This window comes from Peijinzhouia sedimentorum (assembly GCF_049340005.1).
GTDB lineage: Bacteria > Bacteroidota > Bacteroidia > Cytophagales > Cyclobacteriaceae > CAXBDP01.
The window spans coordinates 56495-79446 of record NZ_JBMPIY010000011.1 but is presented as its reverse complement, the minus strand read 5'-3'; the positions used below and the strand labels follow the sequence as shown (position 1 = coordinate 79446).

Sequence of the window (22952 nt, the reverse complement as noted above, 5' to 3'; positions counted from 1 at the left end):
TAGAATGGAAGTAGCTATCATAAAATATAATGCAGGTAATACACAATCGGTCACTTTCGCTTTGCAGCGATTGGGTATTGAACCCATTATTACCGATAACCCTGAACAAATTCAAAAGGCGGATAAAGTGATATTCCCGGGCGTGGGTGAAGCTAGTACAGCAATGAACTACCTTCGCAAAACTGGACTAGACCAAGTGATTCCCGCATTGAAGCAGCCTGTATTTGGCGTTTGTTTAGGATTGCAGCTTTTATGCCAGCACTCTGAGGAAAATAATACGGATTGCTTAGGAATTTTTCCTGTGGCAGTGAAGCGTTTTCCTCCTGCTGAAAAAGTACCGCATATGGGTTGGAACAATCTTATTAGCTTTGAAGGGCCTTTATTCAAAGGACTAAATCCTGATCCATTTCTATATTATGTTCATAGCTATTATGCAGAATTAAGTGATTTTACTATCGCCCAATCCGAGTATATTTTACCATTCTCCGCTGCATTACAAAAAGACAATTTCTATGCATTACAAGCGCATCCTGAAAAAAGCAGCGAATCGGGAGCGATCATTCTTCAAAATTTTCTAAATCTCTAGTATGGAAATTATACCCGCTATCGACCTTATTGATGGGAAATGTGTAAGACTCACACAGGGCGATTATAGCAGTAAAAAGGAATACCATTCTGATCCGCTAGAAGTGGCCAAAAGTTTTGAGCAAAAGGGAGTTCGCAGACTGCATTTGGTCGATTTGGATGGTGCAAGAGCCAAAAAGGTGGTAAACCTGCCTGTATTGCAGCGCATTGCAAGCCATACGAATCTCATTATTGATTTTGGCGGTGGAGTACGATCCGATGAGGATCTGGAAAAAGTATTTGACGCTGGAGCACAACAAGTTACATGCGGATCGGTGGCAGTAAAAAATCCTGCATTGGCTGAGCAATGGATCAATAAATACGGTGCGGGAAAGCTCATATTAGGTGCGGATGTGAAAAACGAAATGATTGCTGTAAGTGGTTGGGAAGAAAATACTACGGTTGAGATTATTCCATTTTTGCAGCGTTATTTAGATATGGGTTTCCGCAAGGTGATTTGCACAGATATCAGCAAAGATGGTTTGCTTCAAGGACCTTCCACAGAACTCTACAAAAAACTCATTTTGTCATTTCCTGATTTGCAATTGATTGCAAGTGGTGGTGTAACGACGGTGGATGATGTGAAAAAAATGAAGGAAATTGGTGCATTTGGTGCGATTATCGGCAAAGCAATTTATGAAGGCACTTTAGATTTAGACGAGATTTTAGCGATAGATTGATATGCTTACAAAAAGAATAATTCCTTGTCTTGATATAAAAGATGGTCGCACTGTAAAAGGTGTGAACTTTGTAGAGCTTCGTGATGCAGGTGACCCTGTAGAGCAAGCGACGATCTATGCGCGGGAAGGTGCCGATGAATTGGTGTTTTTGGATATCTCCGCCACGGTTGAGAAACGCAAAACCCTAGTGGAATTGGTGAAGAAGGTTGCTTCTCAAATCAATATCCCATTTACTGTAGGCGGGGGTATTACATCTATTGAAGATGTGTCGGCTTTGCTAGCATCCGGTGCAGATAAAATCACGATTAACTCCTCAGCAGTTAAAGATCCATCATTGGTTGATCGGCTGGCTTTGGAGTTTGGAAGTCAATGTATAGTAGTAGCGATAGATACGCGATTGGTGGGAGATCAAAACTTGGTGCATACCCATGGTGGCAGACAAGCCACGGAGATTGAAACTATCGCTTGGGCAAAGGAAGTGCAAGAGCGTGGAGCAGGAGAAATAATGCTTACTTCGATGGATCACGATGGAACCAAAGCCGGTTTTGCGTGTGAACTTACCTCCCGCATTTCTTCACTGCTTAATATCCCCATCATTGCCTCGGGCGGTGCAGGTAATGAGAGCCATTTTGTAGATGTTTTTACCAAGGGAAAAGCCGACGCAGCTTTAGCTGCAAGTATTTTCCATTTTAATGAAATTAGAATTCCTGCTCTCAAACAATATTTGAGAGATCAAAAAATTCCCGTAAGATTATAGCCATGAGAATATTGACGAAAATATCCGAAGTAGATTTCACCAAAACTGATGGGCTTGTTCCGGCCATTATTCAAGATGCAAGCACGCATAAAGTATTGATGCTGGGCTATATGAATGAGGAATCACTGAGCAAAACCTTGCGGGAGGGAAAGGTGACTTTCTTTAGTCGTAGCAAAGGCCGCCTATGGACAAAAGGCGAAACCAGTGGCAATTTTTTATTGAGCCAGCAGATATTGCTTGACTGCGATCAAGATACTATTCTGATAATGGTAAATCCTGTTGGGCCTGTTTGCCATACCGGTGTGGATACCTGTTTCGATGAGGAAAATGTGCCTTCTAATGTGGCCTTTATTCAGCAATTGACAGAGATTATTAAAGCCAGAAAATCGGACACAAGCGGAAAGTCCTATACCAAAAGTTTGTTTGATAGTGGTATAGCCAAAATGGCGCAGAAAGTAGGAGAGGAGGCTGTGGAAGTAGTGATAGAAGCCATGCGCGACAACAAGGAGCTGTTCAAGGAAGAAGCTTCAGATCTATTGTTTCACTACTTGGTATTGATCGAGGGAATGGATTTGAGCTTAGAAGAAATTGTAGAGGTATTGGCAAAAAGACATCAAAAATGAGTCAACAGGCACCCAAAACCATAATGATGGTGAGGCCTGCTTCATTTGGGCCAAATCCGGAAACAGAAGGCAGTAATATTTTTCAGGCCAAGGCAAGTGAAAGTGCTGAGCTAATCATCAAAAAAGCTCAAGCTGAATTTGATGTCATGGCGCAAAAGATAATAGAAAATGGTATCGATTTAATTCAAGTTGAAGATACTCCAGAACCAATTAAAACCGATGCTGTATTCCCAAATAATTGGATTTCTACGCATTCAGATGGTAAGGTGGTATTTTACCCAATGCTTTCTACCAATCGTCGCTTCGAAAGGAGGGTGGATATATTGCAAAAGCTGGAATCTCTCGGGCATCCTATTTCCGAGCTTTTAGATATCAGCAAGCACGAGAAATCAGACATCTATCTAGAAGGCACAGGCAGTATTGTGTTTGATTATGATAACAAGCTTGCATTCGCCTGCTCATCCTCCCGCAGCAATAAGGAGTTGTTTTTTGAGCTATGTATGTTGATAGATTTTGAGCCTATTTGGTTTGATGCCAAATCCCCAAATGGAGGAGAGATTTACCATACCAATGTGATATTGAGTATTGGTGAAAAATACATTGTGATTGCAGATGAATTGATCCCTTCTGGAGACCGAATCTTGTTGATGGCAAAATTGAGTGCCTTGGGAAAGGAAATAATCTCGATCAATTTTCAACAAGTATGTAGTTTTGCAGGCAACATCATCGAAGTGAAAAATAGGCGGGAGGAAAGCCATCTCTTAATGAGCAGCACAGCTTGGCAAAGTTTCACCCCTGAACAAAAGCTTAAATTAGAAGCTAAAGCCAAGATATTAACATTCGATATTCCTACGATCGAGAAATATGGTGGTGGTAGCGTTCGCTGTATGGTTTGTGGTATTTTTAACTAGGGCAAAATCGGGTTCATACTTTCCATAGGAGTAAGTGTGTAGCCAGCTTTTCTTAGCAAAGTTACTATTCCTTCAGGCCCACCTAAATGCCCTGATCCAAAAGCAAATAACGTTGGTTTTGCAGATGCTTCTTCAACAATTCTTGGAATCCAATTTTGATTTCGTGTAGTCAGGATGGCATTTTCATAAACCTGAAATTCACTAGCACTGATAAGGTCGTATAATTCATTCACCTGCTCTCGCATATAGAGATCTATCATATTGCGGATTTCTTTGCGACCCTCTTCAAATTCCTTTACCGATTCTATCAAAAAGGATGTTTGCGTTTCCATATCAATTGAATTGAGAATGGCAAGCTGATCTTCAACTGATTCTAAACCAATGATTCCCAATTCATTTTTTGCTGCTACTTCCATCAATTTACCTTCAACAGACGCAGGAGTGCAACCTAGCATTTTTGGTAGAATTAGCGAATTCAAATAAATCGGCTGAATACGACTTACCAAATTGATATTGATGCCAATAGAGTCTTGAAGAAAGCTCTCTATTATTTGATAGTTTGCATCATCTACAAAATCACGAATTGTGCCTTCTTCTGGAAAGAGCATTCCAGCTTGCATTTTGCCCATTAGACTTGGGTCATCCATCTTAATTTCCAGAGCCAATTGCTCTACACTCTCAATTATGGAATTAAGGTCAGCACCTACTTTAAAGTCATCAGGGCAAATAGCGTGGATGGTGCCAAATAAATAGGATGGTTCGCTAAGTCCAGGGCCTTCAATTTTCCAAAGTAAGCTATTTTCAATGTTTACTTGGCATGTTGCCATTACACTGCTGCCAAAAATGAGGGCAATTAAAAAAATGAGTCTTTTCTGCACGTGATTAAAGTTTGAATTCACTTATTTGGTCTAAGTTCTTGCGAAAAATTTTTGGAACTAAGGCATCCTTTGCTGGATAGCCAACAGGTAACAATAAAAATGGTCGTTCGTTTTCAGGCCTATTGAGTATCTGAGTTAAAAAATTCATCGGACTTGGCGTATGTGTAAGGGTAACTAAACCAGCCTGATGGATAGCAGCAATCAAAAAGCCACTCGCTAAACCCACAGATTCAGAAACGTAGTAATTATTGTGTTTGTTTCCATTGACATCAATATCATAAATCTTTTTGAATACTACGATGAGCCAAGGAGCAATTTCAAGAAATTCTTTGTGCCAATCGGTTCCCAAATGAGCTAAGTCTTGCAGCCATTCTTTGGACATTCTTCCGTTATAGTTTTCTAGCTCTTCTTTTTCAGCAGCTTCTCTTATCTTACTTTTTAGTTCTGGGTTAGAGATAGCCACAAAAGTCCAAGGTTGCTTATTTGCTCCAGAAGGTGCGGATGCCGCAGTTTTAATGATACTTTCAATTATTGATTTTGGAATAGGGCGGGAGGAAAAATGGCGTACCGACCTACGAGTTTTCATACTTTCATAAAAAGAATTAGCTCTTTGACTTACTTCATTCTCATTTAGTTCCTCTTGATGATATTCAATGTAAGGAAAGCCATCAATAATTTTGTCCGCCATATCACATTACTTTGGAATAATCAGGTGGAAGGTGCTACCAATGCCCAATGAGCTTTCGACACGAATTTCTCCCTTTAGTTGTTCTGTAAGCCCTTTTACAATTGATAAGCCCAAGCCACTTGAAGACTCACCAGATGTTGGCTTATTTGCCAGTTTTGTGAATTTCTTAAATAGCTTCTTCTGATCTACTTCGCTGATCCCAGGCCCTTCATCTGTTACGGTAAATTCATAAAAAAAAGGCTCTTCTCTTACTGATAAACGTACAATAGTATTTGGGTAAGAGAACTTGATAGCGTTGCTAAGCAAATTTTCAATAATTCTTCGCAGAGCAGGACTGTCAGTTTTTAGAATGTCGTTTTTCTTATAATCCTCTGACAATTCTAATTTGATATCTTTTGCCTGTGCTACGGGTCTATTTGCTTGAACAATGGCTTGAACTAATTCACTCACGGAGATTTTTTCTTTTGTTTTCTCGTATGTGCCTGATTCAATTCTATTCAATACCAAAAGGTCATTAATCAACTTAATGCTTTCTCTTGACACACTTTGAATAATCTTAAGGTATTTGTTTTGTTCTTCATTGAGTTCTCCAGCTTCTTTAATTAGATGCCCAAGTCCATCAATATTGGCAAGTGGAGTTCTCAAATCATGAGCTACAATGCCCATCAAATTATCCTTTTCTTCATTAATACTCTCTAAGGCAATATTCTTAAGTAGAATCTCTTCACTTTGCTTAGTTAGCTTTTCTTTTTGTTCTAAAATTTCTTGTTGCTGCAGTTCCATAGAAATATTGATCTCCATGAGCAACTTGTTTTGTTTTTTAATCTTGCGTTGATTCTTAATAAAAAGAGCGATAAGGAATAGTAATAGGCCAACTAAGAAAAACAAAACATAAATCTGAGTACTCTTTCTTCTAAGATCCTCTTGCCTTTGAAGTTGATCTTGTAGTAACAATCTATTTTCTCGATTACTCTGACTTTGATTAATCTTCAATTTCAATTGATCATACTGAGCTATATTTTCTCTTCTGAACCTTTCTCTAATTATAGAATCAATTACGACTTGATAATAATAGGCAGAATCGAAGCTTGCTTTCTTAGCTTTTAGAATTGCAAGTTGTTGAAATACTTGCAGTTTTTGTAATTCACCACCAAGCTCATCTGCATTGTTTAATGCCATATGCAATGAAAGATCTGCTTCCTCAAGTAAATTCGAATTCATTTCGATGGAAGCTTTAGCTAAGTAAGCAATGCTCAATCCATATAGATTATTATTGCTATTAAAAATGTCAAGAGCTTCATTTAAGTAATTCCAAGCAGTATCAATTTCTCCTAATGTGGAATGAGCAGAGGCTAGAAAAGTGCCTGAAATTGCCTGACTTTCTTTTACACCTTGTTCTTTCCTTATATTGTAAGCGAGCGTTAGAAAATTGATGGCATTTCTGGTGTTCTTAAGTCTTAAATAGGCTTCGCCTATAATTCCATTAGCATATGCTTCGCCTAATCTATTCCCTGATTTCCGAAATATCTCCTTGCCTTTTGTGGCATTAGTGATGGCAAGAAAGGGAGCGTCATCATCTAAATAAGCATGAGCCAAATTCATATAGCTATAGCCTACCTCCCGCTCATTTCCAAGTTCCTCAGATTTAGAAAGGGCGGTTGAAAATGCTTCAAATGCCTTAATTTTATTTCCTCTGTTACGATAAATTACACCAATCCGATTGAGGATGTTAACCTCTTCATTATTTAGATTAGTTTGTTTAGCTAACTCTAATGCTTGATTCAAGTAAGTTAAGGCCGAATCTGTATTACTATTTCTTAATTGCCAGCCATAGTCATTTAGAGCTTTTAATCTTACACTATCAGGACTGCTTTTGGATTTAATAAGAGTTCTTAACGCATTATTATTTGCACTCGACTCATAGTTTTCTTGCTCTGCAAAGCACACTTGTTCCGCACAGCATGAAATCAAAGTTATGCAAAAGATTCTTATGACTAATTGGACAGAAAATTTCAAAATGGTTTGAGATTATTTAGTCTTTGACGGTCGTAAAATAAGCAAAAGGAATCTTAAGTTAGTTTTTATTCTAAAGGACAAAAATAGGGCGTAAAAATTTAATATAACTGCTGAATGATTAATTCTAATTTAATTTCTTCGATTCAAATAAAATAGAATAAAGTAGAGGTAAATGGGCTAAGGACAGAATTAAAATTTCACTCGAAAATTTCCTTAAATCTAAAATTAAACAAACTTATTTTTTTTCTGTTATTAAGTCATTACCTTTGCAGCCCAATAGGGAACGGTAATAGGTTGATATTTTTAATTTTTCGGCATAAGCAATACATTTTCAATATTTTATGAAATCCATAAGTTTGTTTTCAAGAAGAAATCTTTCAGCTATTGTTGCACTGTTTTTGGCTTTTATTATTTTGATTGCCGCAAATAGTTAAGTGATAATACCACTCATAAGATTTGGTGGTTTATTCTTGGCAAAAATTTAAAAGCTTTTTTCATTCCATAGTGGATGATTTGTAGTTAGAATTTTTTCATAGAGTTAGTTTAAGGTTGATTGGTTGAGCGGGCGGTTAGAAATAACCGCCCTTTCACTTTTATTTGAAATACTTAAATACTGGATACACTGTATTTCCTTCTCCAATCTGATCATCGAAAAAATTCCAAGTTGTTAAGCCATCATCAGACTGCGGTTCAAGTAGATAAAATATCAAATTAGCCAGTGGTTGTGCAGCATCTACAACGTAGTCACCTTTACTAAAGCGCTTATTTCCAGCTTTAAATTCTCCTTCCAGTGTTATCATATTATGCCCTTCGAATGGTCTGTTTGCTTTATTCACTTTCGAAATATGAAATTCTTCTCCAGTATAATTTTGGTTTTTCTCTAGTTGAGTCACTTTCACACCATGCGATTTAAGCATATCTGCGATATGAGAAAGTTCTTGAGAAAAAACATAACCGCGAGGAATAGTTGCTTCCACAGTTGGGTCAAATTTGGCGTAATATTCTACACCTTCTAAATTCACAATCTCACCTGTACGATATATCACTGAATCGCCTTTTTGGTTGATATATGTGCCATAATTATACGTTCTCAGGTTGAGCAATTCATCCATTGCTACCATTTGGTATCTCACACCCTTTTTAGCAACTCCAGCTCCTTCAATCACAGCATTAATGGCATCCTGTTCAGCTTTCTTATTCAATTGAGTAATTTCAGCAGCATTTCGATTGGTGAATTCCAAAATCTCATTTACGAAAGCATGCGCTGCATAAATTCTCTGGTAGAATCGTTCGTGCGCAAAATTTTCACTTAGAATACCAAGCTTATTTCTTAAGCCCATCTGATTTACCAAATATCTAGGATGGTGGTTGTAAGTCGAGAAACGATTTACAGGCCATCTTCTTAAGCCATAATAATCTCCAAATGGACCAAAATGCAAATCGTATTTCTCATATACAGTTTGGGTGATTTCAGGAAGCATATTGTTCCAAGTGTAATCATAAGGTTCATATTGTCCAGCTGAATGATAGCTTGGAGCCCAAGTAAGAGAGTAGCCATGCCATGTTCCATTCGTGGTATGCAGATCTACCAATAGCTGCGGATCCCATTTCAAAATCACATTTTCTAAGAGTGCTTTTGTCTCGGAGCCTTCCAGTTTCATTCCATCACGATTTAGATCTAGGCCTGCTCCATTTGCTCTTGTACCAGCTGTCATCGGACTACCTTCTTGAGAGGGTCTAGTATTGTCGCCCATGTTGTCATTGCCATCAATATTGTAAACTGGTGCAATGAGGATAATTTGATTGTCAAGCAAATGCTTTTTGTCTCCAAAAAGTATCTCACGCATCAAAATCATCACAGCTTCTTTTCCTTCAACTTCTCCACCGTGAATATTGGCTTGAATATAGAATGTAGACTTTCCGGTGGCTTGAGCTTCTTCCGGTGTACTTACTTTTGGGTCTGATAGAATGATCAATGGAATTTCCCTCCCGCTTTCACTTTTACCAATATATTCCAAATGCGTAAGTGGACTATTTGCATTTACATATTCCAGAAATTCTCTAACATCATTGTACGTTGAGGTATTCAAATAGGCCGTTTTCTCAGGCGTTGTTAGTAATTCTCCTGGCCATACTTTTTTATCAGCAGGATTATAAGTAGGAATATTACCTGCATTTGGCAAAGCTATTTGCCCAAGACCTGTCAGTGAAATGCCGAGACAGATGATTCCTAAAACAAAAGATTTAAAAAGACGCTTCATTAGATAGATATTAGATAATTGGAAATTCATTTTTGACTCCGCTTAGAAATAAGCGGGAGGATAGTCTGATTTTGTTGAAAACAATATTAATCAATAAAAATATGGGTTATTGGTGGAGTTTTTGCCTTTTGCGTTATTAAATTCCACGAGTGGAACTATTTGATGATTATAAATTTTCTATTTGAAGAATATTTCCGAAATTAATATTATCTCTGAATGATGGAAAAATACCTTTAGGCTTGATTATTCGTAAGAGCCGTTAGGATGACATTTCAATTTATTTATTCAATGTATAGAAATTTAATAGGCATACTTAGCATTCTCATTCTAATGGCTTCTTGTCACGATAGCCGTTCGCCTATTCTCAAAGATTTATCTGGAAAACAATACAAAGAATATCAGGAATTCAAGATGGGTGTCAACTCTGAAGTTGACAGTCTGTTTAATCGTTTGGCAGGAGAGGATTTAGGAGGCAGAGAGATTCGTAGAGTACGCAATAGGATCAATTACCTTTGGAACCAAAGTGGTATTATGCAAGTAAACACCGTGATGAAAATAGGCTCTGACGCACTAGAAAGTGAAGAGTTTGGAATAGCTTTAAAAGCCTTTGAAGAGGTAATAAAAGTAATGCCCGACTATCCAGAAGTTTGGAATAAGCGGGCAACGGTGTTTTATGCAATGGGAGAGTACGGAAAAGCTCTTTCGGATATTCAGAAAACATTAGAACTTGAAAAAAGACACTTCGGAGCTTTATCTGGGCAAGCAAATATCTATATCAAAAGTCGCCAATACTATTTAGCTCGAGAAGCTCTGGAAAACTTGAAAAGAATATATCCAAGTTTTCCGGAGCTTACGGAGCGTCTTCAAGAAATCAATAGAAGAATGGGAGTGAAGTTGGCTTAATATGCACCAATTTCTGCTTGAAACCCCTGCATCATATTGAGTGTTTTAGTCCTGTAGAAATTACTCAATTGTCTTGCGGAAGCAGAGCTTGTAAACGATCCATTCACAATATAATGAACGGCTTCTTTATATCGAGCTTCTTCTGGGTCACCCCAATCTTTATCTAGACCATCAATCACTTCTTTGTCAACTGGTAAGCCATCGTAGTAATCACCAATACCATTTGCATTTACGGCTTTAAAGGTAATTGGTACCAAAATTTGATCTGAAATTTGGATTACATAAGCGCCAACTGGTTTTCCACCTGTCTGCTCACCAACTAATTTCACGTCCATAAATGGTTCTAGGCCATTTATCACCAATTCACTAGCCGAGGCTGTACTTGGAGAAGTTATGGCTACCATTCTTTGTAAATTGAGATTTAATGAATTTGCTCCAATTCGTAGAGTTGTTTCTTGTGAGCTTTGTCTACTATTGAAGGTATATTTAGACAAAATTTGACCTACAGCAGAAGTAGGTGCTATCATATTGGCAAGGTATTCGGCTACATTTACAAAGCCACCACCATTATATCTAAAGTCAATGATCAAGTCAGTAACTCCAGCTGCTTTGAATTCAGCAAATGCTATATCCAATTCCGCAATTGAAGATTCTCTAAACGCCATAAATACCAAGTAGCCAATTTTCTTATTTCCAACAGTTTCGATTTGATGATGCATTACTGTGTTTTGAGTTACAATTGCTTTATTCACTTGCACATCGCGAATTGTCCCGTCAGGATCTTCAATTCTGAAATTGTTTACAACGCCAACTTCCCTTGCACCAATTACCTCAGTTAAAGTGTTTGTCGCTAGGATTTCCTCGGTACTTTTGCCATTAATGGATAAAATCTTGGTTGATCTTTTGAAACCAGCTTGATCTGCGGGAGAGTCTTTGAAAACTGCACCAATTCTCAAATTTCCTTCTACATCGATACTTTGCACAAATCCATGTCCTGCATATTGACCAGCTCTTGTTAGAGCATCAAACTCTTCTTTGCTTGTGATATAAGACCATTTGTCAATTGGCTTATAAAGCATCGCATCTACTAAGCTGCTATAATCACTAAATGCCAATGGGTCAATTCCAGGTGGGATATTTTCTCTCCAAAAATAAAAGTCATCCATTGTCTCTACAATCTTATCTTTTATTTGATTGACTACTGCATCTTCATAAGATTGCTCTTCATCTTCCTTTTCCCTACATCCTACTATCAGGTAGCTTACCACTAATAAGCTGCCAAATATTATCTTCCAATTTTTATTGCTTTGCATATCTTATTTTATTTTCCTGATAAAAAACAGATAAGAATCTTTATTTGTTCTCTAGCGTGAATTTATTTCTTTTTATCATATTCGTAAAAAAAAATGAGACGGATTTCTCAACCCGTCTCATTTCAAAGATAATATTTAAATTTAAAAGTTTATTTTATTCCTTTTCCATCAACTTGATCAAATTCAAAGCTGAACCAGCTTTGAACCAAGCTATCTGAGAAGCATTATATGTATGGTTTAAGCTTATTTTATCACTTGTGCCATCATCGTGCTTAGCTAGAATGGTAAGTGGCTTGCCTTCTGCAAATTCTTCTAAGTCAATAAAGTCAATTCTATCATTTTCGCGGATCAGATCGTAATCAGCTTCATTAGCAAAGGTAAGTCCTAGCATACCTTGCTTTTTAAGATTAGTCTCATGAATACGTGCAAATGACTTTACTATAACAGCAATTACACCTAAGAATCGAGGCTGCATAGCTGCATGTTCTCTTGATGATCCTTCTCCATAGTTATGATCTCCAATTACTACACTTGGAATGCCAGCAGCTTTGTAAACTCTAGCTACATCTGGTACTTTACCGTAACCACCTTCCAATTGATTTTTCACGGAGTCAACTGCTCCATTGAATGCATTTGTTGCACCCGTAAGCGTGTTGTTTGAAATGTTATCTAAGTGACCTCTGTAGCGCAACCAAGGGCCTGCCATAGAAATATGATCGGTTGTACATTTGCCTTTTGCTTTAATCAACAGAACTGCATCAGTGATATTCTTACCATTCCATGGTTTGAATTCAGGAAGCAACTGTAATCTTTCGCTACCTTCATTTACCACTACAGAAACTGTAGAACCGTCCGCCGCTGGAGCTTGGTATCCCGGATCTTCGGCATCGAATCCCATTGGTGGTAATTCAATTCCTTTTGGCTCATCTAATTTCACCATCTGACCATCCTTGTTTTTGATGCTATCAGTCAATGGATTGAAAGTCATGTCACCCGCAATAGCCATTGCAGTAACCAATTCAGGTGAAGCTACAAAAGCGTGAGTATTTGGATTGCCATCATTTCTTTTTGCAAAGTTTCTATTGAAAGAAGTGAGGATTGTATTCTTCTTGTCAGGGTCATTGGTATGTCTTGCCCACTGACCGATACATGGTCCACAGGCATTTGCTAATACCACACCACCCATTTTGTCAAATGTTTCCAATAAGCCATCTCTTTCAGCTGTAAATCTTACTACTTCCGAACCAGGAGTAATAGTGAATTCTGAATTTACAGTAAGGTTTTTGTCAACTGCTTGTTTTGCAATTGATGCTGCTCTTGTCAAATCCTCATAACTTGAGTTTGTACAAGATCCGATCAAACCAACTTCAAGTTTTTCCGGCCAGCCGTTTTCTTTAAAGGCAGCAGCCAATTTTGAGATAGGCCATGCTAAATCCGGCGTGAAAGGACCGTTTACGTGTGGTTCAAGTTCATCAAGGTTAATCTCAATTACTTGATCATAATAAGCACTAGGGTTTGCATATACTTCTTCGTCACCTCTCAAATGTTCTCTAATACCTTCGGCTAATTCAGCAACATCAGCTCTTTCGGTAGCCATAAGGTAATCCTTCATTTTGTCGCCATAAGCGAAAATTGAAGTAGTAGCTCCTATCTCAGCACCCATATTACAGATAGTACCTTTGCCTGTACAGCTGATACTATCCGCACCATCTCCGAAATATTCTACAATTGCACCAGTACCACCTTTTACAGTGAGGATACCAGCTACTTTTAGAATTACATCTTTTGCAGATGTCCACCCGCTCATCTTACCTGTAAGGTGCACACCAATCAATTTAGGGAATTTAAGTTCCCAGGCCATTCCTGCCATTACATCCACGGCATCAGCGCCACCAACTCCGATGGCAACCATACCTAAGCCTCCCGCATTTGGCGTGTGAGAATCAGTACCAATCATCATTCCGCCTGGGAATGCGTAATTTTCAAGAACAACTTGGTGAATGATACCTGCACCAGGTTTCCAAAATCCGATACCATATTTATTTGAAACTGAAGACAAGAAATCAAACACCTCTTTGTTGCCATCTACAGCTCTTTGTAAATCGGCTACTGCACCTACTTTGGCTTGGATCAAGTGATCACAATGCACAGTAGAAGGAACGGCAGCCTGCTTTTTGCCCGCTTGCATAAATTGCAATAGAGCCATTTGAGCTGTAGCATCCTGCATGGCAACTCTGTCCGGAGCAAAATCAACGTAAGTTTTACCTCTTTCGAAAGGTTTATCTGTACTTACATCATATAAGTGACTGTATAATATTTTCTCTGTAAGTGTAAGAGGTTTGCCTACTACTTTGCGAGCTGCTTCCACTCTTTCGGGAATTCGCTTGTAGACAGCCTTAATCATGTCTAAATCAAAAGTCATATTTATAGGGGATTAAATTTTTCTATCCTAATTATTGGATTTAAATCCAAGTGCGAAAATACAAAATAAAGCTTTGAGTTAAAACTCAAATTAATAAGCCAAGCTTATTTAGAATAACATTAAAAAGACTGTAAAAATTACCAGACCTAATAACAAGAGTTTAATTGTGTAGGGGAGAATTTCTCTTGCTTTCAATTGAGTGATACCTAAAAGTGGTAATGCCCAGAACGGTTGCAGCATATTTGTTAATTGATCGCCATAGGCAAATGCCATTACAGTTTTCCAAATAGGTACCCCTAATTGTTGAGCGGCTTCCATTAATACAGGTCCTTGCACGGCCCATTGTCCACCACCGCTTGGCACAAATACATTGGTAATGGCAGCAGATAGAAATGCCAAAACAGGAAAAGTAAACTCATTGGAAATGCTTGAAAGTTGCATAGCAAAGTCAGCCGCTAAACCTGAATATTTCATTAAACCCATGATTCCAGCGTAGAGCGGAAATTGGATGATAATGCCAGCAGAAGCACCCACAGCGCGTTCAATGGCTTTTACGAATCCGGCTAAACTGCCATGAAGTAGCATACCAAAGCCAAAGAAAAGGAAGTTGACAAAGTTGATGTTGAATTGAGAAATGGCAGAAGATTGAGAGTAGATTAACTGACTAATTGCAGCCATTAGGATAATCGCTCCAAAAATAGATCCTATCCATCTGTTACGATCCCATTTGCTTTCATCAGTTAACTGTATTTCATCAAAATTAGAATGGGCTAAGGTTGGGATACTTTCTTTGCTTTTTCGCGATTTAGCTTGCCAATACAGAAAAGCAGGAATTGAAATAATCAAGCATAAGCTTAGCCATAAATTCATATCCGAAAGAATAGTTTGACCGATATCAATCACGCCAATTTTATCTACCAGAAAATGATTTCCTTCGGCAATAGATAGGGTAGAGCTGCCAGAAAATCCTCCATGCCAGATCATCAATCCGCTGTATCCAGCCGCACCAATTAGAGGATAATTGATCGGAAAACCTTCTCTTTTGGCCTTTTCTGCTACTTTTCTGGCCAATACAGCTCCCACGATAAGGCCAAGTCCCCAGTTGAGCCAAGCGCAAATCAAGGCTCCCAATGCCACAGTAATTACTGATGATGCTGTGTCATTGCATTTTGAAATAAGGCGGGAGGTTAACTTATCTGCAATGGGTGTAATAGCCAGCGTATAACCAAGTATCAGAATTAGGGACATTTGCATGGAAAACTCTAAAAGCTCCCAAAATCCCATGCTCCAATAATTGGCTAGCTCAAGTAGTCGTGGAGACTCGCTGCTTTCAGCATCAGTAAAAATCCATGTAAGAATAAAAGTGACAAAAGTAAGCCCAATGGCTAAAGCAAATGGAGAAGGAATTTCAAATCGCTTAGCATTTGCACTCATGAACTTACAGGTTTTTCAGAAATTCGATTGTATCGACATTATCTGCATAATCATTCAATTTGGGAAATTGTGCTTGCCCAAATGGAATGGCAGAAGGAATGATCGATGAGTTGCCAACTATGCACTGAATATTATCTTTCTGTTGCTCAATGATTTCTTTCAATGCGTCCAAGTCTTGATAGTATTCATAAAAAATCACCGAAAGAGGTGAAACCAAAGCCTTATCTTCTTTGAGCATAAAATATCCGCTGTCCAAATGTGGAACTCTATTCACTAGATACACCGCTTTGTTGTAATCGTAATTATTTAGGTATTTATGATGCTCAAAATGCTTTGCGAAGCGATTGCTAGCTTCTATTAATCTAATCAAATCAAAACCTTCCGGAATATAGATTTTGCTCACATTTCGGCAGCCTAAGCTGAAATAGAGGAATAAATCATCGTGTAAATTATCAAGATCTGCCTGGCTCTCAGTGCCGTCTAATACTGCAATAGAGGTTCGGTTTCTGCGGATAATATTGGGGTACTTGCCAAAGTAGGTTTCGAAATAGCGGGAGGTATTGTTGCTGCCTGTTGCAATTACCGCATCGATTTCCTTGAGCATAAATACCTCTTCTAGTCGATCGGCAAGTTGAGGCTCCACTTCTCGTAGTCCTTTCAGGAAAAATCGAGTAAGCACTATATCCTGACTGGAAATTTTTAATTTGGCTTTGTGGCCAGTAATAAGGACGCTCAAAATATCGTGGATACCAACAAATGGGATATTACCGGCCAATACCAACCCGATTGTTTGAGGCTTTGGGTCGATTGGGAGGTATGGACTTAGCCAGTTTCTAAGATTATCCTCCCGCAACCATTCTTTCAAGCCATTGAAAGCCAGTCTTGTGTAATCTTCTACAAACCAGGGATTGGTATTGCGAGCATCTGCGCATAACATTGAAAGCTCAGCTTCGTTCACATTTCTGAAATATTCGCCAAGAAAATGTAATGCCTTTATCCTTTGTTCTATGCCCATTGATTTAGATTATAATTATTTAATTGGCTTGGGTTACAAACATAAGACATCTATTTTTGTTGACGAATTGAAAGGTACGAGTTTTAAAATATTAAATAGATAATATGGCAATAATGATAACCGACGAATGCATCAATTGCGGTGCATGCGAGCCTGAATGCCCAAACACAGCCATCTATGAAGGTGGCGTTGAATGGACATGGGCAGGAGGTACAGATTTGACTGAAGTAGAATTGGAAGACGGCACAGTAGTAAATGCCAAGGAACCACAAGAGCCAGTTTCTGACGAATTTTATTATATAGTTTCAGGGAAGTGTACGGAGTGTACTGGTTTTCACGAAGAACCACAATGTGCAGCTGTATGCCCGGTAGATTGCTGCGTAGAAGATCCTGACTATGTAGAAACGGAAGAAGAACTAACAGCTAAAAAGGATTGGCTTCACGTATAAGAATTTTAAAATCAAATTTTGAAAAGCCGATTCGTTCGGCTTTTTTTATTTCATCTTACTACGTTTTATTAGATAAGCCAAAAGTACAGAATCCACCGATTGTGTGACATCCACTTCCACTAAATCGATCTTGGCTTTATGGCACCATAGTTTTATTTCTTCCATGTATTGCTGCATGCCAGCTTTGTATTCTGCTTTGATGGTTTCGGGCTTAATTTTCACTTCTTCGCCTGTCTCTGAATCTACAAAGACATGTGGTCTTTCATCAAATTCAAATTCCTTCTCAGTAGGGTAATGCAAAGTGTGAAAAAGGATTACCTCATGCTTGGCATGTTTTAAATGCTGCAATGCTGAGAAAAACTCATTCGGATCTTCCTCGCTCAATAGCATATCAGAAAATACTATGACCAAAGATCTTTTGTGAATCGATTCGGCCATCATGTGAAGGACTTCGCTTGTCCTTGTATGTCGTGGAGCTTTTTCCTCTACAGATTCCTTCAGCAAATGATCTAGCTGTATAAATATCTTATTGAGGTGCACCTTTGTTGATTTTATCGGACTTTGCCAATCAATCTTGTCCGAAAATATTTTTACGCCAAGTGCATCTCTTTGTCTTTGCAGTAAAAATGCAAGAGCCGCGGAAGCTAAAATAGAAAAGTGAATTTTCTGATTTTCACCTTTCGGATAATACATGGAAGTAGAGTTGTCCAGCAAAATCACACAGCGGAGATTGGTTTCTTCTTCGAATCGCTTCACAAATAAGCGGTCATTTTTGGCGTAAACTTTCCAGTCAATATTTCTGGTGCTTTCGCCGGGATTGTAAAGTCGATGTTCCAAAAACTCAACTGAGAAGCCGTGATAGGGCGATTTATGCAATCCAGTGATGAATCCTTCCACCATTTGTCTGGCAAGCATTTCCAAATTGCCAACTTCCTTTATGTCCTGAATTGTGATTTTATTTCCCAATACTTTGTATTTTATATCAAATTGTACTTGTTGCTATTTACCAAGCTTTTGCAATTTTGGAAGCAACTCTTAATCGGTCTTTTTGTTTTTTATTTTTGTTAAAAAGGAAATCCTTCTTTTATTTGACAATTGAATGGCCAATAATGGCCTAAGTTAAGTGTCAAAAACAGGATTAAAAAATATAAGGACAAGTGGAAGAGCATAACGAAAATGATAAGCCCGAAATATTTTCACAGAGAGTAAGGGCAGGAAAGAGAACTTATTTTTTTGATGTGAAAGCTACACGTGGGAATGATTACTACTTAACGATCACAGAAAGCAAGCGGAAGAATAAGGATGACGGATTTTACTTCGAAAAACATAAGATATTCCTTTACAAAGAAGATTTCGACAAGTTTGTAGAAGCGCTGAACAATTGTGTAGATCATGTAAAAACTGATTTGATGCCGGAAGTTGATTTCAGCCAATACAATGAAAGCGAAGAAGACGATACAGAAAAAGTTGATAGTGAAACTGATGATTTGAGCTCAGAGCTCAAATGGGATTAAGTTTCATTTGATTTAATAATTTTAAAGCTCCTTGGAAACTTGGAGCTTTATTTTTTTAAATTTGACAAAAAAGGCATTAATGAAGACTAGACTTACGCTGCTGTATTTGATTGTTGGGATAGCTGTATTTATACTTCTTGCCATTATTTTCTCCAATATCTTTATCTATTTTGTTTTGGCTTTGGTTTTAGCAGCACTTCTTAGGCCACTTACCAACCGAATTAATCAAATTCAGATTTTCTCAGCAAAAGTCCCAAGAGCAATTGCGGTGCTTGCATCCTTTGCTACATTTATTATCATTATTACCTTATTTATCTTATTATTCATTCCTCTTATTTCCGAGCAAGTAACCGTCCTTAGCAGTCTCGATTATCAAGATTTGATTGCAAGGCTTACTGAGCCGATTACAAGGTTAGAAGAGTTTTTATATAGTTATGATTTTGTAAATTCCGAACCAGGCTTTTTCATTGAGAATCTCACTGAAGGTTGGAGAAATTTTTCCTCGAATATCAAATTAGAATCGCTTATCAATGGTGTGCTTTCATTCACAGGAAATGTATCAATAGGAATCATTGCAGTCACATTTATCACCTTTTTTCTGCTTTATGAAAAAGGCCTTATTCGTAAGCAATTAATAAATCTTATTCCCAATCAGTATTTTGAGGTTTCGATCGCGGCTGTTTCAAAAATCGAAAAGCTCTTGTCTAATTACCTATTAGGGCTTTTATTTCAAATGGTAGCCATCTTTAGTATGGCTGCTATTGGCTTATCTATTTTTGGTATTAAATATTCATTAGTCATTGCGCTGTTTGCCGCATTGGCCAATTTAATTCCTTACGCCGGCCCAATTTTGGGCGCCTCTTTTGGTATTTTAGTTGGAGTTTCTACCATGCCAATTACTTTTGGTACACCTGAATTTTACTGGCTTATCATCAAGATAGTTTCCGTCTTTTCAGTAGTTCAAGTTACCGACAATATTGTATTGCAACCATTTATTTTCTCCAGAAGCGTAAAAGTGCATCCCTTGGAAATATTTGTCATTATCTTTGCGGGCGCATCGCTCGGCGGCATTCCTGGAATGATCGCCGCAATTCCAGTTTATACTGTAATTAGGGTGTCTGTTAAAGAGTTTATTCAAGGGTATAAGCAATACCACATTTTTAAGATTTGATCATTTTCTATGGGACTACAGTGCGGAATTGTTGGTTTGCCAAATGTTGGTAAATCCACACTATTCAATTCATTATCAAATGGCAAAGCAGAAGCTGCCAATTTTCCTTTTTGTACAATCGACCCAAATGTTGGGGTAGTATATGTGCCGGACACAAGGCTGGACAAACTCGCCGAATTGGTAAAGCCAAATAGAGTATTGCCTACGGTAATCGAATTTGTGGATATTGCCGGATTAGTAAAAGGAGCTAGCAGAGGAGAAGGTCTAGGAAATAAATTCTTGGCCAATATCCGTGAAGTGGATGCCATTGTGCACGTAATCCGTTGTTTCGACGATCCCAATGTTGTTCACGTAAGTGGTGGAGTAGATCCGCTTTTCGATAAAGAAGTAATCGATACAGAACTTCAATTGAAAGATATTGAAGCTGTAGATAAAAAAATAGCCAAAATAGAGCGGGTGGCAAAAACGGGCGATGTAAAGGCTCGAAAAGAAATGGAATTTCTTACTCGTCTCAAAAATCATTTAGAATCAGGCAATAATGCGCGCAGTTTTGAGTTCTCAGAGGAGGATAAGGTGGCCATTGCAGATTCATTTTTGCTAACTGTAAAGCCAGTTATCTACGTAGCCAACGTTGACGAATCGGCAATCCACACAGGCAACGAGCATGTGAATGTGCTAAAAGAAAAAGCTGATGAAGAAGGCGCTGAGGTAATCGTAATTTGTGCTAGTCTTGAATCTCAGTTATCCGAATTGGAAGCGGAAGAGAAGGAAATCTTCATGGAAGAATATGGAGTGACCGAATCTGGCTTAAGCAAACTTATCAATGCTTCTTATTCTATTTTAGGCTTAATCACATATTTTACTGCTGGTGTTCAAGAAGTGCGTGCTTGGACTATCCGTAAAGGTTGGAAAGCACCGCAAGCAGCAGGCGTGATTCATACAGATTTTGAAAAAGGCTTTATCAAAGCTGAAGTTATAAGTTATGAAAATTACATCAAGCATGGTTCGGAGCAAGCGTGCAAAGAGGTGGGTAAATTACAGATTGAAGGGAAAGAATATATCGTAAAAGATGGTGATGTAATGCACTTTAGGTTTAACGTATAATTTAAATTCTGAATATTTTTTGGATTTTCCTTTTTAAACTGACTTGCAATCACTTATTTGGTTGTTAGATTTAGGGTACTTTTTTATTTTTTTCAGTTTAATGAGAATTCGAATAATTTTTAATCTAAAGAATAGGGGAGCAATACTTCCATTTCACCATCAATATCTTCTTTCGCAGTTGATAAAAGGGCTATTGCTGAAGGGTGGAAATACCCATTTCTTTAATTTTAAATTTTACCATTTCTCTGGCTTAAAAGGGCAAACCAAAGTAAGTAGGAGCGGACTTCACTATTTGAGCCAAAAGGTCACATTGGTTTTGTCTTCAAGTGATGAAGAATTTATTGACTATCTTCTAAAGCAATTTAGCTCTACCAATATCATACAATTAGGTGCTTTGCATTTAGAACCTAGCGAGGTGGAAGTGGAAAAAGAGCCGACTTTTAGTGATTGTCAAAAGCTAATCTGTATTTCACCAATTGTTCTGAAGGATCCGATTTATGAGGATCCTCAAAATAAACAGTTTATTCATCCCGAAACTGATCTTTTCTCAGATTTACTATTTGAATCAACTTTGGCAAGGATGACAGATCATGGACAATACTCTATAGATGATCTGGAAAATTTCTCCAAGTTTGAGCTTGTGTCTGATAAGGAGTACTTGCAAAAGCTAGATGAGAAGCAGAAGAAATTTGCTCGGATTTACTCTGTTTTCGATCAAGATGTTCGTTTCGAAATCAGAGGTTATACTTTCCCGTTTACTTTGTATGCAGCCAAAGAAGTGCAGAAATTTATCTATCATAATGGCCTAGGAGCTCTGACTCACAAAGGCTTCGGAATGGTAGATTTTGCTAATCAAGCTGCGAATGAAATAGTTTCTAATAGAAAGATTGAGCCTCTCACTTCTTAATCTCTACGGCGATTTGCTTCAATTTTCTGATAGCCAATTATTTGGTCACCACGAGCACCAATTGGTCTATAATAGACAATGATTTCATACAAGTTTTCAGTTTCGAACCTGCTGCCTTCGAAGTAGTATGGCGGGAGGGTTTTGCTCTCCACACTGTATGCATAATCGTACCAGCCTTGCTTTACAAAGACTTCAGTGCGGTAGCCGTTAGCATTCGCGTCATATTGCATTTCGGCTTCTTCATATCCACCCCAGTTGGTAAGTGCTCCCATCAATTTTACTTTGCCATCAATCTTGTCTGATTGAAGAAAAAACTCTGTAAGCACATAATCTGGATCTCTTTGGCCGGTTGGTAAATCATTATTTTCAGGAATGAAATTTCCATTGATATCCAAGGTTTCGCTATAGGTTTTGCCGCTTCTTAGTACATCTGCACCAAGTGTGGCAATGTAGAAATTTGCATCTTTGCTTATATTGGTGATGTTTTGACCAGCAAAGTTTACGGTTCTTAGATCGAAAAATCGAAACTCATTGCCACCAGGAAAATTATTCTTTAAATCGAAATTTCGGTAATCTAATAGTCTTTGCGTTTCTTGGACTCTATAAGGCTTCAAATCAACCAGCGCATTATCCCATCGTTGATTTTGACGAACGACGACTTTGATCTCCTGAGAAGGATTGTTCAAATCAAGGTTTGGATATGCAACGGTAAATTCCACCTGCTGATGGGTATTGCGCTGCTCAACGCCGGCCGAAAACGAAATCTTCCCGCCGACATTTACTTGATTGTCTACAAACATCACTCGCTTGCTAAATACAATCTCATCTTGATTTCTGTTTCTATATACTACCAATGCATAATTTCCGGGTAGTTTCACCTGAGGAACTTGAAATTGGTAATTCACATAGTTGACGAGCGTATTTCTGCTGAAATCATATTCTAGAATTGGAAACTCATTGTACTCATCAAGATAATCCATTGCATACAAGCTCGATTCTTTCCAGTCGTGATTACAGTGGATTAATTCGACGAAATAATTATCAAACTCATCTGCCAATTCATCGAAAGATAAAATCATAGGTCTGTCCTCATTCATTCCTACAACCGGTGGCTGCAAAAATGCTTGTGGCATAGCTCCAGCTGGGAAAGCCATTACCGATCTAAACTGCGGTTCAAATACCTTATCCTCCCATAGTTTTCCGGGATTTCGCTGCGCAAAGCCATTGATACTTATCAGTAAAATCAGCGTTAGATTTAAGATTAGAATCTTTCTCATGGCTT

General features: G+C 38.1%; 21 protein-coding genes. 11 read left to right on the top strand and 10 right to left on the bottom strand.

The window, feature by feature from the left end:
• The first annotated feature begins 4 nt into the window (after positions 1 to 4).
• The 5 genes from hisH to ctlX are packed head-to-tail and all read left to right on the top strand — an operon-like array spanning position 5 to position 3595.
• A complete protein-coding gene (gene hisH / locus ACOXY8_RS13735) occupies positions 5 to 586 on the top strand; it encodes an imidazole glycerol phosphate synthase subunit HisH (protein ID WP_458332179.1) in 582 nt (193 codons plus the stop codon).
• A 1-nt stretch (position 587) separates the two neighbouring features.
• The gene (hisA, locus tag ACOXY8_RS13730; protein WP_458332178.1) at positions 588 to 1304 is read left to right on the top strand and encodes a 1-(5-phosphoribosyl)-5-[(5-phosphoribosylamino)methylideneamino]imidazole-4-carboxamide isomerase; all 717 of its coding nucleotides are present in this window, start codon (positions 588 to 590) and stop codon (positions 1302 to 1304) included.
• A gap of 1 nt (position 1305) precedes the next feature.
• A complete protein-coding gene (hisF, locus tag ACOXY8_RS13725; RefSeq protein ID WP_458332177.1) occupies positions 1306 to 2061 on the top strand; it encodes an imidazole glycerol phosphate synthase subunit HisF in 756 nt (251 codons plus the stop codon).
• A gap of 2 nt (positions 2062 to 2063) precedes the next feature.
• Entirely contained in the window at positions 2064 to 2684 is a 621-nt protein-coding gene (gene hisIE, locus ACOXY8_RS13720; protein ID WP_458332176.1) for a bifunctional phosphoribosyl-AMP cyclohydrolase/phosphoribosyl-ATP diphosphatase HisIE, read from the top strand.
• Entirely contained in the window at positions 2681 to 3595 is a 915-nt protein-coding gene (gene ctlX / locus ACOXY8_RS13715; RefSeq protein WP_458332175.1) for a citrulline utilization hydrolase CtlX, read from the top strand. Before hisIE ends, ctlX begins: the two co-directional genes overlap by 4 nt.
• Here ctlX and ACOXY8_RS13710 read toward each other — a convergent pair.
• The 4 genes from ACOXY8_RS13710 to ACOXY8_RS13695 form a co-directional block, all read right to left on the bottom strand.
• Positions 3592 to 4473, bottom strand: a complete 882-nt coding sequence (locus tag ACOXY8_RS13710; RefSeq protein WP_458332174.1) for a TraB/GumN family protein — start codon at positions 4471 to 4473, stop codon at positions 3592 to 3594. The two genes, ctlX and ACOXY8_RS13710, sit on opposite strands and share 4 nt — an antisense overlap.
• A 4-nt stretch (positions 4474 to 4477) precedes the next feature.
• On the bottom strand, positions 4478 to 5161 hold the full coding sequence (locus tag ACOXY8_RS13705; RefSeq protein ID WP_458332173.1) for a nitroreductase family protein: 684 nt from the start codon (positions 5159 to 5161) through the stop codon (positions 4478 to 4480).
• 6 nt (positions 5162 to 5167) lie between these two features.
• Positions 5168 to 7132, bottom strand: a complete 1965-nt coding sequence (locus tag ACOXY8_RS13700) for an ATP-binding protein (protein ID WP_458332172.1) — start codon at positions 7130 to 7132, stop codon at positions 5168 to 5170.
• Between the two features lie 638 nt (positions 7133 to 7770).
• Positions 7771 to 9438, bottom strand: coding sequence for a M14 family metallopeptidase (locus ACOXY8_RS13695; protein ID WP_458332171.1), 1668 nt, complete (start codon positions 9436 to 9438; stop codon positions 7771 to 7773).
• A 288-nt stretch (positions 9439 to 9726) separates the two neighbouring features.
• Here ACOXY8_RS13695 and ACOXY8_RS13690 point away from each other — a divergent pair, with 288 nt between their 5' ends.
• On the top strand, positions 9727 to 10341 hold the full coding sequence (locus ACOXY8_RS13690) for a tetratricopeptide repeat protein (protein ID WP_458332170.1): 615 nt from the start codon (positions 9727 to 9729) through the stop codon (positions 10339 to 10341).
• Here the strand turns inward: ACOXY8_RS13690 and ACOXY8_RS13685 are convergent.
• From ACOXY8_RS13685 to ACOXY8_RS13670, 4 genes are all read right to left on the bottom strand, one after another.
• Entirely contained in the window at positions 10338 to 11654 is a 1317-nt protein-coding gene (locus ACOXY8_RS13685) for a S41 family peptidase (protein WP_458332169.1), read from the bottom strand. The two genes, ACOXY8_RS13690 and ACOXY8_RS13685, sit on opposite strands and share 4 nt — an antisense overlap.
• 154 nt (positions 11655 to 11808) lie before the next feature.
• The gene (locus tag ACOXY8_RS13680) at positions 11809 to 14076 is read right to left on the bottom strand and encodes an aconitate hydratase (RefSeq protein ID WP_458332168.1); all 2268 of its coding nucleotides are present in this window, start codon (positions 14074 to 14076) and stop codon (positions 11809 to 11811) included.
• Between the two features lie 108 nt (positions 14077 to 14184).
• Positions 14185 to 15510, bottom strand: a complete 1326-nt coding sequence (locus tag ACOXY8_RS13675; protein WP_458332167.1) for a short-chain fatty acid transporter — start codon at positions 15508 to 15510, stop codon at positions 14185 to 14187.
• A gap of 4 nt (positions 15511 to 15514) precedes the next feature.
• Entirely contained in the window at positions 15515 to 16525 is a 1011-nt protein-coding gene (locus ACOXY8_RS13670) for an acyl-CoA reductase (RefSeq protein ID WP_458332166.1), read from the bottom strand.
• Between the two features lie 104 nt (positions 16526 to 16629).
• Between ACOXY8_RS13670 and ACOXY8_RS13665 the strand changes: the two genes are divergently transcribed.
• Complete coding sequence (locus tag ACOXY8_RS13665; protein WP_458332165.1) at positions 16630 to 16974, top strand: 4Fe-4S dicluster domain-containing protein; 345 nt, start codon at positions 16630 to 16632, stop codon at positions 16972 to 16974.
• A gap of 45 nt (positions 16975 to 17019) precedes the next feature.
• Here the strand turns inward: ACOXY8_RS13665 and ACOXY8_RS13660 are convergent, their stop codons facing one another.
• A complete protein-coding gene (locus ACOXY8_RS13660) occupies positions 17020 to 17940 on the bottom strand; it encodes a DUF58 domain-containing protein (RefSeq protein ID WP_458332164.1) in 921 nt (306 codons plus the stop codon).
• Positions 17941 to 18131: 191 nt separating this feature from the next.
• Here ACOXY8_RS13660 and ACOXY8_RS13655 point away from each other — a divergent pair, with 191 nt between their 5' ends.
• The 4 genes from ACOXY8_RS13655 to cas6 all read left to right on the top strand — a co-directional run bounded on the left by ACOXY8_RS13655 (position 18132) and on the right by cas6 (position 21670).
• Positions 18132 to 18488: a DUF3276 family protein gene (locus tag ACOXY8_RS13655; RefSeq protein ID WP_458332163.1), complete on the top strand. Its 357-nt coding sequence runs from the start codon at positions 18132 to 18134 to the stop codon at positions 18486 to 18488.
• Positions 18489 to 18567: 79 nt separating this feature from the next.
• Positions 18568 to 19659, top strand: a complete 1092-nt coding sequence (locus ACOXY8_RS13650) for an AI-2E family transporter (protein WP_458332162.1) — start codon at positions 18568 to 18570, stop codon at positions 19657 to 19659.
• Between the two features lie 9 nt (positions 19660 to 19668).
• Positions 19669 to 20763: a redox-regulated ATPase YchF gene (ychF, locus tag ACOXY8_RS13645; protein ID WP_458332161.1), complete on the top strand. Its 1095-nt coding sequence runs from the start codon at positions 19669 to 19671 to the stop codon at positions 20761 to 20763.
• Positions 20764 to 20863: 100 nt separating this feature from the next.
• Positions 20864 to 21670 carry a CRISPR-associated endoribonuclease Cas6 gene (cas6, locus tag ACOXY8_RS13640; RefSeq protein ID WP_458332160.1) on the top strand — a complete coding sequence of 269 codons (807 nt, stop codon included), beginning with the start codon at positions 20864 to 20866 and terminating at the stop codon, positions 21668 to 21670.
• Here cas6 and ACOXY8_RS13635 read toward each other — a convergent pair.
• Positions 21667 to 22947, bottom strand: a complete 1281-nt coding sequence (locus tag ACOXY8_RS13635) for a type IX secretion system plug protein (protein WP_458332159.1) — start codon at positions 22945 to 22947, stop codon at positions 21667 to 21669. The two genes, cas6 and ACOXY8_RS13635, sit on opposite strands and share 4 nt — an antisense overlap.
• Positions 22948 to 22952 lie beyond the last annotated feature (5 nt).

Bases quoted from the DNA above. Each gene is read 5' to 3' on its own strand.
- hisH (WP_458332179.1), top strand. From the start codon at position 5: ATGGAAGTAGCTATCATAAAATATAATGCAGGTAATACACAATCGGTC.
- hisA (WP_458332178.1), top strand. From the start codon at position 588: ATGGAAATTATACCCGCTATCGACCTTATTGATGGGAAATGTGTAAGA.
- hisF (WP_458332177.1), top strand. From the start codon at position 1,306: ATGCTTACAAAAAGAATAATTCCTTGTCTTGATATAAAAGATGGTCGC.
- hisIE (WP_458332176.1), top strand. From the start codon at position 2,064: ATGAGAATATTGACGAAAATATCCGAAGTAGATTTCACCAAAACTGAT.
- ctlX (WP_458332175.1), top strand. From the start codon at position 2,681: ATGAGTCAACAGGCACCCAAAACCATAATGATGGTGAGGCCTGCTTCA.
- ACOXY8_RS13705 (WP_458332173.1), bottom strand. From the start codon at position 5,161: ATGGCGGACAAAATTATTGATGGCTTTCCTTACATTGAATATCATCAA.
- ACOXY8_RS13695 (WP_458332171.1), bottom strand. From the start codon at position 9,438: ATGAAGCGTCTTTTTAAATCTTTTGTTTTAGGAATCATCTGTCTCGGC.
- ACOXY8_RS13690 (WP_458332170.1), top strand. From the start codon at position 9,727: ATGTATAGAAATTTAATAGGCATACTTAGCATTCTCATTCTAATGGCT.
- ACOXY8_RS13685 (WP_458332169.1), bottom strand. From the start codon at position 11,654: ATGCAAAGCAATAAAAATTGGAAGATAATATTTGGCAGCTTATTAGTG.
- ACOXY8_RS13680 (WP_458332168.1), bottom strand. From the start codon at position 14,076: ATGACTTTTGATTTAGACATGATTAAGGCTGTCTACAAGCGAATTCCC.
- ACOXY8_RS13675 (WP_458332167.1), bottom strand. From the start codon at position 15,510: ATGAGTGCAAATGCTAAGCGATTTGAAATTCCTTCTCCATTTGCTTTA.
- ACOXY8_RS13670 (WP_458332166.1), bottom strand. From the start codon at position 16,525: ATGGGCATAGAACAAAGGATAAAGGCATTACATTTTCTTGGCGAATAT.
- ACOXY8_RS13665 (WP_458332165.1), top strand. From the start codon at position 16,630: ATGGCAATAATGATAACCGACGAATGCATCAATTGCGGTGCATGCGAG.
- ACOXY8_RS13650 (WP_458332162.1), top strand. From the start codon at position 18,568: ATGAAGACTAGACTTACGCTGCTGTATTTGATTGTTGGGATAGCTGTA.
- ychF (WP_458332161.1), top strand. From the start codon at position 19,669: ATGGGACTACAGTGCGGAATTGTTGGTTTGCCAAATGTTGGTAAATCC.
- cas6 (WP_458332160.1), top strand. From the start codon at position 20,864: ATGAGAATTCGAATAATTTTTAATCTAAAGAATAGGGGAGCAATACTT.
- ACOXY8_RS13635 (WP_458332159.1), bottom strand. From the start codon at position 22,947: ATGAGAAAGATTCTAATCTTAAATCTAACGCTGATTTTACTGATAAGT.